Origin of the sequence: Muribaculum gordoncarteri (assembly GCF_004803695.1) — a bacterium.
GTDB classification, from domain to species: Bacteria; Bacteroidota; Bacteroidia; order Bacteroidales; family Muribaculaceae; genus Muribaculum; species Muribaculum gordoncarteri.
Genome location: NZ_CP039393.1, coordinates 3,050,756 through 3,067,575 on the forward strand (window position 1 = coordinate 3,050,756; position 16,820 = coordinate 3,067,575).

General features: G+C 52.0%; 11 protein-coding genes. 6 read left to right on the forward strand and 5 right to left on the reverse strand.

Annotated elements, in window-relative coordinates:
• The first annotated feature begins 39 nt into the window (after nt 1-39).
• Nucleotides 40-1,101, forward strand: coding sequence for a hypothetical protein (locus tag E7746_RS13335; protein ID WP_238337239.1), 1,062 nt, complete (start codon nt 40-42; stop codon nt 1,099-1,101).
• A 164-nt stretch (nt 1,102-1,265) separates the two neighbouring features.
• Nucleotides 1,266-1,595: a hypothetical protein gene (locus tag E7746_RS13340; protein ID WP_136411121.1), complete on the forward strand. Its 330-nt coding sequence runs from the start codon at nt 1,266-1,268 to the stop codon at nt 1,593-1,595.
• A gap of 116 nt (nt 1,596-1,711) precedes the next feature.
• On the opposite strand, the gene E7746_RS13345 is transcribed toward E7746_RS13340, so the two are convergent.
• On the reverse strand, nt 1,712-3,814 hold the full coding sequence (locus E7746_RS13345; protein ID WP_136411122.1) for a glycoside hydrolase family 97 protein: 2,103 nt from the start codon (nt 3,812-3,814) through the stop codon (nt 1,712-1,714).
• A gap of 299 nt (nt 3,815-4,113) precedes the next feature.
• Between E7746_RS13345 and E7746_RS13350 the strand changes: the two genes are divergently transcribed.
• From E7746_RS13350 to E7746_RS13365, 4 genes are read left to right on the forward strand one after another with little or no spacing between them, the layout of a single operon-like run.
• On the forward strand, nt 4,114-5,607 hold the full coding sequence (locus E7746_RS13350; protein ID WP_136411123.1) for a TolC family protein: 1,494 nt from the start codon (nt 4,114-4,116) through the stop codon (nt 5,605-5,607).
• Between the two features lie 9 nt (nt 5,608-5,616).
• The gene (locus tag E7746_RS13355; RefSeq protein ID WP_123394927.1) at nt 5,617-6,645 is read left to right on the forward strand and encodes an HlyD family secretion protein; all 1,029 of its coding nucleotides are present in this window, start codon (nt 5,617-5,619) and stop codon (nt 6,643-6,645) included.
• A 60-nt stretch (nt 6,646-6,705) separates the two neighbouring features.
• On the forward strand, nt 6,706-7,857 hold the full coding sequence (locus E7746_RS13360; protein ID WP_168184400.1) for an ABC transporter permease: 1,152 nt from the start codon (nt 6,706-6,708) through the stop codon (nt 7,855-7,857).
• Nucleotides 7,858-7,861: 4 nt separating this feature from the next.
• Nucleotides 7,862-9,082 carry an ABC transporter permease gene (locus E7746_RS13365; RefSeq protein ID WP_168184401.1) on the forward strand — a complete coding sequence of 407 codons (1,221 nt, stop codon included), beginning with the start codon at nt 7,862-7,864 and terminating at the stop codon, nt 9,080-9,082.
• On the opposite strand, the gene E7746_RS13370 is transcribed toward E7746_RS13365, so the two are convergent.
• The 4 genes from E7746_RS13370 to E7746_RS13385 all read right to left on the reverse strand — a co-directional run bounded on the left by E7746_RS13370 (nt 9,070) and on the right by E7746_RS13385 (nt 16,764).
• Nucleotides 9,070-11,367 carry an inorganic phosphate transporter gene (locus E7746_RS13370; RefSeq protein WP_136411126.1) on the reverse strand — a complete coding sequence of 766 codons (2,298 nt, stop codon included), beginning with the start codon at nt 11,365-11,367 and terminating at the stop codon, nt 9,070-9,072. The two genes, E7746_RS13365 and E7746_RS13370, sit on opposite strands and share 13 nt — an antisense overlap.
• Before the next feature lie 103 nt (nt 11,368-11,470).
• On the reverse strand, nt 11,471-12,865 hold the full coding sequence (locus E7746_RS13375; RefSeq protein WP_123394931.1) for a sensor histidine kinase: 1,395 nt from the start codon (nt 12,863-12,865) through the stop codon (nt 11,471-11,473).
• On the reverse strand, nt 12,846-13,511 hold the full coding sequence (locus tag E7746_RS13380) for a response regulator transcription factor (protein ID WP_136411127.1): 666 nt from the start codon (nt 13,509-13,511) through the stop codon (nt 12,846-12,848). The genes E7746_RS13375 and E7746_RS13380 overlap by 20 nt, the downstream gene beginning before the upstream one ends.
• A 175-nt stretch (nt 13,512-13,686) precedes the next feature.
• On the reverse strand, nt 13,687-16,764 hold the full coding sequence (locus E7746_RS13385) for a glycoside hydrolase family 2 TIM barrel-domain containing protein (RefSeq protein WP_136411128.1): 3,078 nt from the start codon (nt 16,762-16,764) through the stop codon (nt 13,687-13,689).
• Between the last annotated feature and the right edge of the window lie 56 nt (nt 16,765-16,820).

A 16,820-nucleotide genomic window follows, 5' to 3' on the forward strand; every position in this document is an offset into this window, starting at 1 on the left:
CAGGAAATTATGCGGTTTTCCGATTGCCGACATATAATATTGCAAAATATCCGTCATGTGATGGTTGTCGCAGCGGCGTTGTCGGCCGTTATCGGAACATTGTCGGCCGGGGCGACCAATATCGTCACCTACACACTTCTTGACAGTGTGACGACAACCGCCGACGAGCTGATAATGACATTCAGAAGGATATGCAACGAGAACGACCGAACAAACATCCTGTTTGACCTCACTTCGTCCAACGCACCATTCACCATCTATAAAGTGGAATGGACCAACGGTGGTGTTCTCAACGAGCCGTTGGAACCGTTTTCGCTTATAGCTCAAGGTGATGATATTGAGGGTAAAAGTTCACGCTGGCACATTTCGCTTGACTTTCCCTTCAGTGACGCTTTTCACGAAGAAGATGTGCTGTTACTCACTACCGATCGCGGTGTCATATATTGCCCCACATCCAGGGCCGGTCAGTTGCAGCGTACTATAGACCTGTTGCGTTATGACTACGAGAAGGAGCTTGACAGCACAAAGCGCAGTTCACGTAACGCATGGACAATACTCGGCATTGTCGTGTGCATGGCCGTTGCTGCAGGCGTGATTGTCGCGATCGTAGTGCGCCGACGGTTTGTCAGGAAGCGAAAGGAGATTGAGGAGCTGTCGTTGCTTGTCGTTGAGCGTTCCGACCGTAACCGTGAGTTGCAGGCAAAAATCGACACTCTCTACGGCAGCAGCCTCGATACCCTCAATATGCTTTGCAACGAATATTTCGAGAAAAACGAATCGGATAGAGTAAAACTGTCACTCTACAATGAAGTAGAGAAACACATTCTTGCGTTACGTGACTCCAAAAGCGTGACCCAGCTGGAAGATATTGTCAACACATATCTTGACGGAATAATATTGAAGGTCAGGCAACAGATACCGTCGCTCAGTGCGGGTGACATAAAATTCCTGACCTATCTCTATGCCGGATTTTCGCCTCGTGCCGTGTGCATATTCACCGACATAAAGATAAAGAATTTCTATAACAGGCGTAGCCGGTTGAAAGAGCGCATACTTGACTCCGGAGCACCCGACAGGTTGCTTTTCGTGTCTAAAATGTAGACCATAACCCGTTGATTCATAGAATGAGGAATCGGACTTTTGTCCTCTTGTTGATTATCAAAGTTTTATGTCGTGAAATGAGGACAATTTCCAGCCTCCGATTATTGCTTAGAACTGTTGATGACGCTTAATTTTGCAGCATCAAACACAAAACAGTTCGCAATATGAAAAAATTAATTATGCTATCATTGCTCGTAATGAGCACACTCGCAGCTTCGGCTGAGATTAAGTTTCAGAGTATCGACAACAAGGGCGCGACAAATGTTATGCTTACCGATACCGATGCCCCCGATGATGCAAAAATAACCGATGCCGTTCTTTATTGTAATGGCAAGAAGTATCGCGCCAAGAACATAAGATGCAATGTTGTGGCCGGTGTGGCTGTGTATAGGCTGCAGTTCAAGCGGCTCACGGTTTTCAGTGGTTGCAAGGTGACGGTAACCGTCAACGGCAAGAAGACGACGGTTGACATTCAGAAGCATCTTACACACTGATAGGCTGTCAGGCTATTAACGGGATTATAGCAACAGGGGCTGCGTCGTGATTGCGTCGCAGCCCCTGCTTGGTTATGTTTTAGAGTCGATCCGGCTCTTAGCCTCCTGCCGGAGTCTTATTGTTCTATCAGCGAGATGGCAAATCCTCCGCCCGAGGCCATTTTAATGGGCAGGATGTCGCTTGATGTCACGGTGCGTGATGTTATCACGTAGGCTTCGGGATTGGTCACGCAGTCGGCATCGGGAGCGTCGGCATATATTGTTGCCTTGTACTGCTTTCCGGGAGTGAGGAAGTCGAGCTTCAGGTCGACTGTACGTGGCTGCTCGTTGGTTACGCCGCCTACAAACCAATTGGCGCTGTTCTTGTCCTTGCGTGCGGCGATTATGAATTCGCCCGGCTCGGCATCGAGGTATCGGCTTTCGCTCCAGTTAACGGGCACATCCTTTATGAACTGGAAAGCATCCATCTTCTCGGCATAGTGCTCGGGAAGGTCGGCCGCCATCTGTAGGGGAGAGTACATCGTGACATAGAGTGCGAGCTGATTGGCCACAGTGGCGCGTTTGTGCTCCTTGCTGCCGGGAACAAATGAGCCTATGTCCATGCGGAATATACCGGGGGTGAAGTCCATCGGGCCACCTTTGAGTCGGGTGAACGGCAGAATCGTCACGTGGCCCGGCGACATGTTGCGGTACTCGGTGCCCATTGCGCTTTCATTGCCTATGAGGTTGGGATATGTGCGGGCAAGTCCGGTGGGGCGCACGGCCTCGTGAGCGTTGACCATGATGTGCTTGTCGGCCGCTTTCTTCACGGCGTTGAGGTAGTGGTTGACCGACGACTGGCTGTAGTGAGTTTCACCCTTCGGAAGTATGTTGCCCACATATCCGCTCTTCACCGAGTTGTAGCCATACTTGTTCATGAGGTCGTAGGCTTTGTCGAGGTGACGCTCGTAGTTGGGGATGGAGCCTGAGGTTTCGTGGTGCATCATCAGCTTTATGCCCTTGGAGTGGGCGTAGTCGTTGAGGGCGGCTATGTCGAAGTCGGGGTAGGGGGTCACGAAGTCAAACACGAAGTCCTTCTCCTTTCCGAGCCAGTCCTCCCAACCTATGTTCCAACCCTCGATGAGGAGCTGGTCCATGCCGTTGTCGGCTGCAAAATCGATGTATCGTCTTACATTCTCGTTGTTGGCACCGTGATGTCCGTTGGGCTTCGCCTTTGAGTAGTCAAATGTCGCGAGATCGAAGTTTTCGGCGTTACAGTAGGCCCACGAGCTCTTGCCGGTGATCATCTCCCACCACACTCCCATGTATTTTACGGGCTTTATCCACGATGTGTCGTCGAGAGCGCAGGGCTCGTTGAGGTTGTAAATGATGTCGGAGGCAAGGATGTCGGTAGCTTTGTCCGACACCATGATTACGCGCCACGGAGTGCTGAACGGAGTGTTGATTACACCCTTGTCGCCGTTACGGTCAGGAGTAAGCCATGAAGTGAACGTTAGGGTTGCTTCGTCGAGGTTGAGGTGCATTGCGGGATAGTCGACAAGAGCTGCCTCGTGGATGTTGATGTAGGTTCCCGAGTCGCTCTTGAGCATGATCGATGTCTGCACGCCGGTAGGAGAGAATATCGACTGCGACACGTTGCCCATGTGGTTGTCCTCGGAGTGGGCGCGAATTTCGCTAAGTCGTGATTTTATGTATTCATATTCCTGAGTGTCGTAGTCGCCGGGAATCCACCATGCTGTGTAGTCGCCACCCATGGCCATGTCGGTTTTCTCGTCCTTGATGGTGAAATGCTTCAGCGAAGCCTGCTCGGGGAATACGTAACGGAATCCGATGCCGTCGTTGTAGGCACGGAACACTATGTTCATTTTGCGTGACTCGCCGTCGATGTGCTGCGTCATGTCGACGGTCATCGAGTTGTTGTTGTCGCGAATCTTGTCGTTCTCGCCCCACACGGGAGTCCATGTCGTGTCGCTTGACGCGCGATCGACCTTGTCGACTGTGAATCCGGTAGTCAACGGTGCGGCGTTCTTAAGTTCAAATCCCATTGTCGAGGGAGCCACAATCACCTCTCCCTTGTAGGTCATTGAGTAGACGGGCTGCTGATTGGCGTTAAGGTCAAATGTCACAACTGTGTTTCCATCGGGCGATGACAATACTTCCTTGGCATTTATGCACTGCATCGAGACCAAGGCAATAAGAATCGGGTATAATCGGTTCATATCCTTGTGAATGAATAAAAATGAATTAATTATGCTATATATTGCAACTATTTAGAATATCACTTGATACAAAAATAGTAAAAAAGTTGGAAATAAGGGAGTGTTAAGGCCATTCAATGCGTTACGTGACAATAATATACTATAAAATGATGTTTCAATCGGAAAAATTGACCAATTATTAATGAAAATGGACGGAATTTTGAGAAGTCGATACAAACTTTTTACTGATAAATTAGGTTATATTTGCAACGGGATTTCTCCTTAAAAATGAATTTAAAATAAAAAACGAGGGTATATTTATGCGACTATCTATTTTTAGATACATTCTATGCTCCACAATCATTGCACTTCCCGCGCTATCGGCAAGTGCTCAGGAGCCGCCGTCAAGTTCATCGGTGGTGACGCTTGACTCATGTCGTGCAATGGCGGTGGCCAACAACAAGCAGATGCGCATTCAGGCCGAGCGCATCAAGGCCGCCGGGTATCAGAAGAAAGAGGCTTTTGCCGCTTATCTTCCATCGATAGACTTTGCCGGGGGATATACCTATAACCAGAAGGACATATCGATTTTTGATTCCGACCAGTTTCTCCCCGTAAAGAATTTCGACATGACCACCCAGCAGTATGAGTACAGTCTTGTGACCAATCCTGAAACGGGAATGCCCATAAAGGGCCCCGACGGACAGTATGTGCCTTCATCGGTGGCTTATCTTCCCAAGGAGGCCATGACTTACGACATACACAATGTGTTTTTCGGAGCCGTGACATTGACGCAGCCTGTGTATATGGGCGGCAAAATAGTGGCCATGAACAAGATTACGAAGTATGCCGAGGAACTTGCCCGCTCGCTTCATGACGGCGGAGCCGAGGACATCATATATGCCGTCGACGCTGCATACTGGCAGGTGGTGTCGCTGAAGTCGAAATATGAACTGGCCACAAGCTATGTAGCGTTGCTTGACACGCTTCACCGCAATGTCAAGGCGATGGTGGATGCCGGTGTGGCCACCAAGAGCGACTTGCTGACGGTTGATGTGAAGCTCAATGCCGCCAATGTCGACCTTGTGAAGGTTGATAACGGCCTCGTGTTGTCGCGCATGGCACTCGCCCAGTTGTGCGGACTTCCCGTAAACACCGTGATGACCCTTGAGGATGAGAACGAGGAGCGTCCCGATGTGGAGCCCATCGCCACGATGTATGACATGAGCGAGGTGTATGCCCGCCGTCAGGATCTTCACGCACTGGAGCTCGGAGTCAAGATAAAGGAGCAGCAAAGCAAGGTGGCGTTGTCGTCGATGCTTCCCAATGTTGCCTTGATCGGAGCCTATTCATTCTCCAACCCCAATATGTACGACGGCTTCAAGAAGAATTTCAACGGAGCATTCTCCATAGGAGCCGTGGTGACGATACCTATATGGCACTGGGGAGGAAATTATAATAAGTACCGGGCTGCCAAGAGCGAGGTCAATGTGATGAAGCTTCAGCTCGAGGACGCCAAGGAGATGATTGAGCTTCAGGTTAATCAGGCCGCTTTCAAGGCGCGTGAGGCCATGAAGACCTACACCATGACGAGCTCCAATCTTGAAAAAGCCAATGAGAATCTTCGTCAGGCCGAGCTTGGCTTTAAGGAGGGAATGCTCACCGTGGACAATGTGATGGAGGCCCAGACAGCATGGCTGAAGGCCAACTCCGAGAACGTGGACGCTGAAATAGATGTGAACTTGTGCAGAGTATATCTGTCGAAGGTGCTCGGAACAATGGATTATCAACAATATTACGATACAGAAAAATAGCAACTCAATATGGCAAACGTAGAACAACAACCAACCACTCAATTGCAGACGAAGAAAGAGGGCGCTCTTGTGGGTACGCTTATAATCGTTGTCGTCGCAGTTGCATTATTGGCTCTCATAGGATTCCTATTCCTGAAGCCCAAATCGGAAATAATCGAAGGTCAGGCCGAGGCTACTTCGGTGCGTATATCGGGCAAGCTCCCGGGGCGTGTCCTTGAATTCTATGTGCAGGAGGGACAGGATGTAAAGGCCGGTGACACTCTCGTGCACATCCACTCGTCGCTCGCCGAAGCCAAGCTCTATCAGGCCGAGGCATTGAAGGATGCCGCATCGGCTCAGAACCGCAAGATCGACGCCGGTACACGCTCGCAGATAATCCAGAGCGCCTACGACCTGTGGCAGCAGGCGATAGCCGCACGCAATATCACCGAGAAGACCTACAACCGCATGGAGTCGCTCTTTAAGCAGGATGTGGTGTCGGCCCAGAAACGCGATGAGGCCGAAGCCGCCTATAAGGCCGCCGTTGCAGGTGAAAACGCCGCCCGGAGCCAGTATCAGATGGCCAAGGAGGGTGCCCAGCGCGAGGACAAGGAGAGCGCATCGGCCATGGTCGATGTTGCCAAGGGCGGAATAATGGAGGTTGAGGCGCTGCTTCAGGACCAGTATCTGACCGCTCCCACCAACGGACAGATAGATATAATCTATCCCCACGAAGGTGAGCTTGTGGCACTCGGCGCTCCGGTGATGAACCTGTTGAAGTTGTCGGACAAGTGGGTTACGTTCAATGTGCGTGAGGAGATGCTCAAGAATCTTCCCATAGGCAAGGAGATCGACATCATGATACCCGCGCTCGACCACAAGAAGACAAAGGCCAAGGTTTACTACGTGCGTGACATGGGTACCTATGCCGTGTGGCGTTCGACCAAAGCCACAGGCGACTGGGACAGCCGTACATTCCAGATCAAGGCCCGTCCGGTCGAGGATATTCCCGAACTTCGTCCCGGAATGTCGATAATATATCTGCAGCCCGAGAAGTAGAAACAGCAATAAAATTTTCAAACCTTTAATAATTATAGTATGTCCGGTTCATGGTCAATAATGAAGAGAGCGGTAGCCGAAGGAGTGCGTCAGCTTGCGCGGCGGCCCATCTACATCATAGTAATGGTGTTGGTGCCTATAGGCATGAGCTTCTTTTTCCTTGACTTGATGAACAAAGGACTTCCTTTGCAGTCGCCTACGGCGGTCGTTGACCTCGACAACACACCGTTGTCACGCCGGGTTGTGCGCAACCTCGACACTTCGGAGCTTGTCGACATACAGTACCGTCCTTCGAGCTACGGCGATGCCATGAAGCTGCTGAAAGAGGGTACGGTCTACGGATTTTTCATGGTTCCGCGCAATTTCCAGGCCGATGCCGAGGGAGGTCGCCCCACGACCATAACCTATTACTGCAACATGGCCTATTTCATTCCGGGCACACTGTCGTTCAAGGGATTCAAGACTACGGCGGTGTCGACATCGGGAGCCATAGCCATGACCACGCTCGTGAGTGCAGGTGTCGACGGCGAGCTGGTCAACAATCTGTTGCAGCCGGTGGTGACGCAGGAACACCCCATAGGCAATCCATGGCTTAACTATTCGATATATCTGAGCAACTCGTTCCTGCCGTGTCTTCTTCAGCTGATAATATTCCAGATAACGGCGTTCTCCATACTTCAGGAGATCAAGCTCGGTACATCAATAAAGTGGGTGAACGATGCAGGACAATCGATTGTCATAGCCCTCTTCGGCAAGCTGATGCCGCAGTTCATCATATTCACTTCGGTAGGTCTTGCCATGCAGTCGCTCATCTACTTCTACTGGGGATTCCCGCTGAACGGTAATGTGTGGAGCATGATATGGGCAATGGTGCTGCTGGTGATTGCATCGCAGGCGTTTGCGCTGATGATAACAAGCCTGATACCCAACCTGAGGTTCGCATTGTCGATTCTGTCGCTTGTGGGCATCCTGTCGTTCTCGATAGCTGCCTTCTCATTCCCTGTCGAGAGCATGTATCCGGCCGTGGGCATATTCTCCTACATAGTTCCTATACGTTATTACTTCCTCATATATATAAATGTGGCGCTTAACGGCTATGAGGTGTACTATTGCCGATGGGACTATATCGTGCTGATACTTTTCGCGCTTGCTCCGATGGGTCTTTTGTGGAAGCTTAAGAAGAACTCGTTGAATCCCGTATATGTTCCTTAGTGTTATGAAAATGATTAGTGACATAAAATATTGGTTCAGGAGTCTGTTCAAGGTCTGGGTCAACGAGTACAAGCTTGTTGGCAAGGACTTGGGCGTGATGCTGTTTTTCTTTGCGTTGCCGCTGATGTACCCCATCGTGTACACGCTCATCTACAACCCCGAGGTGGTGGAAAACGTGGCCATGGTGGTTGTCGACAACAGCCGCACCACCGAGAGTCGCGAGCTCGTGAGGATGATAAACGCGTCGCAATACACCGAGGTGGTGGACTATGCCATCGACCTTAATGAGGCCCGTAACATGATGAAGGAGCGCAAGTGCTACGGCATACTTGTGATTCCCGAGGACTATGCACGCCGTCTGGGTCGCAACGAGCAGGCTGTGCTGCCTATATACTGCGACATGAGCCTGATGCTGCGTTACAGGAGCATAATGTTTGCAATGACCGATATATCGCTCCAGCTTGGAAGCGACATACGCACCGAGGATATAAATGAATCGCCGGTGGCGTTCATGTCGGATGCCGTGGGCTCGACAGTTGAAACCGATGCATTCTTTGAGGGCGATACATCGCAGGGCTTTGCGTCGTTCATCATGCCCGGCGTCATAATACTTATCATACAGCAGAGTCTTATACTGGGAGTGCTGATGCTTAACGGCGGTGCCTGTGAGCGTCGCAGGCGTAACGGCGGATATGACCCGCTGACAATCGAGGCTCCCACATCGGCACGCCTTATAGGCCGTGCCATTTGCCTGATGACCATCTACATTCCCATGAGCATATATGTGCTCCATTATATACCGATGATGTTTGAGCTGCCTCATATAGGCAGCATGATCGACTATCTCGCGCTCATGTTGCCGATGTTGCTCGCCTCGATATTCCTGGCCGACATCATGCAGCCGCTTGTCACCGAGCGCGAAAGCTCAATGCTCGTGTGGGTGTTCTCGTCGGTCCTCTTCCTGTTTGTTTCGGGCCTTACGTGGCCGCGTTACGCAATGAACGACTTCTGGCTTACGATAAGCAGCCTCGTGCCGTCGTCATGGGGAGTACAGGGATTCCTTGCCATCGATGTGAACGGCTGCAAACTGGGTGACATACCCACGATTTACCTTATGCTGTGGGCGCTGACGGTGGCTTACTTCATTATAGCGGTAATAGTAGACCGGCGATGCCGACTGCGCGACATACGCCGGTACTCTAAGCCCCGGTATCAGGAGCGTTGAGGCTCCAATGCTTCGGGGTGGGTGAAGCTGCGGTAGTGGGCGAGGGGCAGATTCAGCTTGCCCGATGCTCTCAGCAGCTTGCGCAGTGACGAGATAATTTCACGCGACTCCTGCAGAACGTTAAGGTAGACATAGGCCACCGTGAGGTTGGCGGCATCGCCTTCGCGCAGATGCAGGTAGACATCCTTGGAGCGCAGCGACAGTTCATCCTTTATCCGGTCGCAGCGGCGGCGTATGCGGTCGATGGCTTCGGGTTCATCGTTCTCGATTGCCGCGATTGAGTCGTTGAACACTTCGATTATCTGCTTGCACAACGGGTTGAAACGGTCACGGAAAGAGTCGGGCAGCGGACGGAAGTTGTTGTCGACATGCTCCTTACATACTTCGGTTATGTGAAGCAGGTTGTATAGGATGGCCATCTCCATGTTGTTGGACAGGTGAAACCATGTGCTCTTCTCAATAGCCGTGTCGGGAGCGACATTACGCAGGCACAGCGTCATTTTGCGTCGCGTCGACTTCAACACATCCTTTTCGGATGACAATGACTTGGAGGTGCGTGACAGCAGCTTTGCGTTGTCGTTGACAAATCCCGATGTTATGTCGCTGTAGGTTTCCGATGCAAATTGCAGGAACGACTTCTGCTTGTCGTTGATGTAGATGCGCAGCAGTCGCCACACTTCGTTGCGGTCGGTTGTGTTCAGTATCGTCTGGAAAAGGGTGTCGTCCTTGACCTCCTTGGCTTTGTTGCGGAATCGGATGTTGCTGCGCACGAGAAGCACAAGCGCTATGATGCCTCCGGCAATCATTACGGGTACGCCTCCGAGGTGCATGAGGCACACTACGATTCCGGCTCCGATGAATGCGACACCTGCGGTTATGAACCAACCGCCGATTACCGAGATGACACCCGTTATGCGGAACACCGCGCTCTCGCGTCCCCAGGCCTTGTCGGCAAGCGAGGTACCCATTGCCACCATGAAGGTGACGAATGTTGTAGATAGGGGAAGCTTCATCGATGTACCCCAGGCAATCAACATTCCGGCGAGCATCAGGTTTACGGCACCGCGCACAAGGTCGAATGCTGCACCCTCCTCGGGCTGAGCCTTTGACGAGTCAAGACGGCGGCTCATGACGCGCTTCAGGCCTTGAGGCAGGCGGTCGTCGATCCATGAGAATGTGTTTATGGCACCGCGCACAAGCGAGCGTCCGAGGCGTGACGAGCCAAACATCTCGTCGCCTTGGCTTTGTGAGCTTAATCCGACGGTTGTCTGCGTCACCTGACGGGCCTTCTTGGAGGTGGCAAGCGACACTACCATTATCATTCCTGCACCCACGAGGAAGTAGAGCGGTGTATTGGCCGAGCTGTTGAGGCTGTCCATCATGAATCCGTGGAGATTGCCGCCTCCCGAGCTCATGTAGTCATTGTAGGAGTCGAGCGAGGTGAGGGGTATGCCTATGAAGTTGACAAGGTCGTTGCCGGCAAATGCCATTGCGAGGGAGAATGTGCCAACAAGCACTACCACTTTAAGTACATTTACGTGACACCAGTGCAGAATCTGCATTATGACGGTGAAGGCGACAAATGACGCCAGGAGAATCAATGCGGTGTTGGAGTTGATCCATGTCTTCAGCTCAGGGGTCATGAACGAGAGGTCCTTGATGCCCTTCAGGAGCATGAAGTAGACGATGGCAGTGCAGGCGATGCCGCCGAATATCGCTATTTTCCATTTAAGGCGGCTCTTGTACTCAAACGTGAATACCAATCGGGTCAAGAACTGGACTATCGTGCCGAAAATGAAGGCTATGGCAACCGACAGGAATATACCGATGATTACCGACAGCGCCTTCTCGGTGTTGAGCAGGTCGCCCATCGCGAGAGTGCTTTCGGGAGCCATGATTTTGAACAGTGCGACGACAAATGTAGCTCCAAGCAGCTCAAACACCATCGACACGGTGGTCGATGTGGGCATCCCGAGGGAGTTGAATATGTCGAGCAATATTATGTCGGTTACCATCACGGCCATGAATATGGTTATGACATCGTAGAATGACAGATTCTCAGGCCGGAATATGCCGTGACGGGCTACATCCATCATGCCGTTGCTCATGGCGGCTCCGATGAACACACCCGATGCGGCCACAATCATTACTGTCTTGAAGCTTGCGGCTTTTGAGCCGATTGATGAGGTGAGGAAATTGACAGCATCGTTGCTTACACCTACCGAAAGGTCAAATACGGCAAGTAAGAACAGGAAGATTACGACACCTAAAAATAGCAGATCCATAATTTCTTGAATTTATAATGTGCATTTTGTGATTGACACACAAAATTCAAGAAATCATGTTGCATAAATATGTCCGAATTGTTGAGTTTTTGTTAACCGAATGCTAATGTAAGCGAAAACGGAACTGCAATCCGCCGTCATTGGTGACGCTTATGTCGGAGCCGTGGATTCCTACTGCGTTACGCACGATAGACAGTCCGAGTCCGGTGCCTCCGGCTGCGCGTGACCTGCCCTTGTCGATGCGGTAGAATCGCTCGAAGATGTGGGGCAGATGCTCGTCGGGCACTCCGCATCCGTTGTCGCTGACGGTGAAATTGCCTTCGTTGTCGGCCTTGATGACGATTTCGCTGCCGCCGCTGTAGGAGATTGCGTTGTCGATGAGGTTGCGGAATATCGATTCAAGCAGTTGACGGTTGCCGTTGATTTTCAGCTGAGGCATGTCGACGGTTATGTTCATCGATGTGCGCAGTCGCTCCTCGGCCACTACATCGTTGACAAGTTCGACGAGGTCGACGGGTGCTTTCTCAATCATCTCCTCGCCCTCGTCCATGCGCGTTATGGCGGCGACATCCTTCAGCAGTGAGTTGAGTCGCTGTGCGTTGGCGAAGATGCGGTCGTTTAGTTCGCGCTTTTTCTCCTCCGACAACATTTCGGGATGGTCGCGCAGCAGTTCAAGGCACACGAGAATCGAGGCGACGGGAGTCTTCAGCTCATGGTTGATATTGTTGGTAAGCTGCTTCTTAAGGCGTATCTTGTCCTTTTCCTGTCGCAATGCTTCGCGATGCTGCTCGTCACGCTGGATATATAGTCGCACGATGTGACTTGCAATGCTGCCAAGCTCGTCGTGAGGAAATGCTTCGTCATTGTATATGCGCTCACCTTTTTCAGCTTTCTCGGCAAACAGGTTGAGGCGGCGTATGCTCAGCGATATCTTGTGTGACGCTACATAGCTTGCGAGGCTTAGTACTATTGCAAAGGCAATCATTATCCACAGGATGGAGCTGTCGGCTTTAAGCACTTCCTGAAGAGAATGGGTGTAGGGAGCGGCCGAGCGTATGACGATGCCGTCGTCGCCCCGCATCGCCGAGTAGAAGTAACTGCAGTTGTCGCTGACCGAATAGCGTGACACCGAATGTCCGATTCCCGACTTGCGGGCCTCGATAACTTCAGGACGGCTGTTGTGATCGCCCGACGGGAAGGGAGTGCTGTCGTTGTTGTCAAAGATGACATTTCCGGCGTTGTCGATTAATGATATGCGCAGATTGTCGAGCGGCGAGCCGATGTGACCGATTATACTGTCGATTGACACCCCACGGGATATGTCGTCGAGGATGCGGCGGTTGTGCATCTGCAGCTCGCAGTCGAGAAGCTGCTCCTTGAAGGCTTTTTCACGGCGGTACTGAAACACCATGAATGTACCTACAAGCAGCCAGCTCATGGTGAGCACAAGCAGCAGCACGCGTGAATGGAACGAGAATCTAATCTTGCTTCCAGCCATATCCGTAACCTGAGCGTGTGATTATGTTACCTCCGTAAGGGGCGATCTTGCCGCGAATGCGCGTGACATGGACATCGATTGAGCGGTCGACGACAATGACCTGCTCGGGCCACACTTTCTTCAGAATCTCTTCGCGCGAGAATATGCGGCCGGGATTCTCGACAAACAGGGCGAGAATCTCAAACTCCTTGCGCGGCAGCTTCACAGGCACGCCGTCGACGGTGCAGACCAAAGAGGCTCTGTCGCACACCACTCCGTGACCGGGCTTGGGCATGGTGCGTCGGAGCACGGCCTGGATGCGGGCTATCACGTTGCGTATGGAATAGGGTTTGGCGATGTAGTCGTCGCCTATGCGCAGGCCGTCGACCATGTCGTCAACGGAGTCGCGGGCGGTGAGGAATATGACCGGAATGTCGGCTGTAGAGGGATTGCGTTTAAGCAAATCGGCCAATTCAAGACCGCTCATGCCGTCCATCATGATGTCGAGCAGCAGCAGATTGAATGACGACAGGTCGAGCCGCAACGCCTCCTCGGCACTTGATGCGGTGGTGACATCGTAACCCTCAAACTCAAGATAGGTGCGCAGACACTCGCAAAGAGTTTCTTCGTCGTCAACTATCAGTATTCTTGCACATTTAGCGTTCATACGACAAATATACATCAAATTGCGAAATAATGTTCGATAACGCACTAACTTAATGAAAACTTAATAAAAGCAACGCACTAACTTAATGAAAACTTAATAAAAGCGGAGGCCCCCGGCGAGGGAGCCTCCGTTGTTTAGAACGTGACGCACGGAGCGTCGATGCGATTCAATTCAATCAATCGAGTGCTACGTTGCCTTTAACCGGGGTGATGGTGTAGGTGAACTTGTAGTCACCGTAGGGCAGCATGTACTCGGCGCGGGGGAGAGCACCCCAGCTGTTGACGCAACCAAGACCCATCTGCTTGAGGTCGATGCAGAGGTTGGTGAGGTCGGCTACGGGAACCTGAGGCATGTGACCCTGCATCTTGTTCTCGCCTTCGTCGAGCGACTCGATGGTGTAGTGGAGAGCCGATGCCGAGAAGGGTTCAGCTGCCGTCACCTCGATGCCGTTGCCTGCGGGGTTGAGCACTCGCCACCAACGGAGGTCGGTGCGTGTTCCTGTTTCCTGCGGACGGATATAGTTGTAGGGCTGCTCGGTAACGGTCTGGCGGTATATGCCGAGGTTGGTGCAGTTATTGCGGTCAATGTAGTTTTCGCCGGGGCCGCGTCCGTAGTATTCAACAGTTTCAAACGAAGCGGGCATAGGCATCTGCATACCGAAGCGGAAGAGGTTGGCAACCTTGGCATCCTTCGTGGCCGTCATGTCCTCGTTGACTGTTACGACACCGTTTCCGTCGACTGTGTAGACGAGCTTCAGCGTTGCTTTAACCGAAGGCATGTCGTAGTCAGCTGTAATCACGGCGCAACCGTCCTTGATTTCAGAGTTGAGAGCGGTGAGCTTGATTTCGGGGTTGAGCCATGCGCGGTATCTGCGCTGAAGGCCTGCGCCGTAGTCGTTGTCGGTGGGTGCGCGCCAGAAGTTGGGGGTGATTGAGGCACCGTCCTTCAACATCGATGTTCCGCCCACTTCGTAACGGTTGATGTAACCGGTGGCCTTGTCTACGGCCAGCGAGAAGTCGAGTCCGTTAACGACGAGGCTCTTGGCGTTGTCGTCGATCTTGGTGACGGCGGGAGCCGATGCCCTGACGATTGACGATGCGTAGGGGCGAAGAACGATCTGCTCCTGTGCTACAACAAATCCGGCGGGGAGAAGTCCCTCGCGTTCCTTGGTTGAGTAGTCGATATTGAGCAGCCACTCGCCGGTAGAGCCGATGGGGCCGTAGTTGATGGCATATTCGCGTGACTTCTGGGGAGCTACATCGAGATTTTCGATAACGCCGGTCTTAACGGGCACACCGTTGTGGAGGAGAGTCCAGTTGAGGGTAACGTAGCTGAGGTCGCGGAAGAAGTTTTCGTTGAATATGCTTACCTTGCCCTCGCCTGCAGCTGTGGTGAGGATGTTCTGCTGGATGCGTGCCACTTCGTAGGCGTGAGGATTGGGAATGCGGTCGGGGCTGATAAGACCGTTGTCGCAGAAGTTCTGGTCGTTGGCATCGTAGTCGTTGAAGTCGCCTCCATAGGCCCAGATGGTAGTTCCATTCTTGTCCTTCCAACGGATTGACTGGTCAACGAAGTCCCAGATGTAACCGCCCTGATATTTGGGATATTTGCGGATGAGATCCCAGTATTCCTTGAATCCTCCCTGAGAGTTACCCATTGCGTGAGCATATTCGCACTGGATGAGCGGCTTATTGTAGTTGTCGTTCTGAGAATATCTCTCGGAGTGCTCGTAGGGATAGTATATGGGGCAGAAGATGTCGGTCTTGCCGTCGATGCGAGCCTGCTCATACTGAACGGGGCGGCTGGTGTCCATGGCTTTAACCATGTCGTAAGCGGCTTCAAAGTTGGGGCCGTAACCTGCCTCGTTGCCAAGCGACCACACGATGATGCTCGGATGGTTGAAGTTGCGCTGTACGTGACGCTGGTTGCGTTCAAGGTGAGCCTTTGCGTAGGCGGGATTCTTGGCGAGGGTTTCGTCGCCGTAGCCCATTCCGTGGGACTCGATATTGGCCTCGGCCACTACATATATACCGTACTTGTCGCAGAGGTCATACCACAATGCGTCATCGGGGTAGTGACATGTGCGCACTGCGTTGATGTTGAGCTCCTTCATGAGCTGGATGTCCTGAAGCATGCGGTCGAGCGACACTACATAACCTCCGTCGGGGTCGAGCTCGTGACGGTCGGCACCCTTGAAGAGAACGGGCTGTCCGTTGACAAGAAGCTGTGAGTTCTTGATTTCAATCTTGCGGAAACCTACATTTACGGGAATAACCTCGAGGGTCTTGCCGTTTTTGGAGAATGTGGTGCGCAAAGTGTATAGGTTGGGAATTTCGGCACTCCACTTCAGCGGATTGGGGATGTCGAGAGTGCGCTTGACATTTCCCTTGGCGTTGTTGATTGTTTCGGTCTTGATAACCTTGTTGTCGGCATTGAGGAGCTCGAGGGTTATGTTGCCGCTGCCTTTCACGTCGATGTCGACACCGAGTTTACCGTCACGATAGTCGTCGGTAAGGTCGGCATTCACGCGGATGTCCTGAATGCGGTTCTTGGAACGTGCATAGAGATAGCTGTCGCGGGCGAGTCCGCTGAAACGGAAGAAGTCCTGGTCCTCAAGGTAGGTTCCGTCACACCAGCGGAAAATCTGGAATGTGATGAGGTTCTTCTGTCCGGGACGGATATAGGGGGTTATGTCAAACTCATTTTCAAGCTTGCTGTCTTCGCCATAGCCTACATACTTTCCGTTTACCCAAAGCGAGATGTTGGAAGTGGCCGAGCCGAAGTGGGCTATTACATCCTTGCCTTTCCAGTCGGCAGGGATTTCAATTTCCTTACGGTAGGTTCCCACATGGTTGTCCTTTTCGGGTACCTGAGGAGGATTGTTCTCAAAGTGATTGCGCCAGGCATATCCGTTGTTCACGTAGATGGGGTCGCCGTATCCGTTAAGCTCCCACATTCCGGGTACATTGATTTGTCCCCATGATGAATCGTCGTAGTTGACTTTCCAGAAATCGGTAGGGCGCTTGTCGGCATCGGCTACCCAGTTGAATTTCCATTTGCCGTTGAGCGACACGTAGTTGTCGCTTGATGCTTTGTCACCGTTGGAATCCTCGACCGATTCAAACGCAAAGTAGGATGAATGCATCGGAGCGCGATTCACGGCATTGACTTCAGGGTCGAGCCATTCGGGCGTTTTTGCTCCCGCCGCGAGAGCAACCGCAGCGAAAAGGCACGTAGCTGTGATTTTTTTCATTGGTGGAATGATCTGTTAATAATAATTGGATATATCTTCACAAATATAGCCAAAAA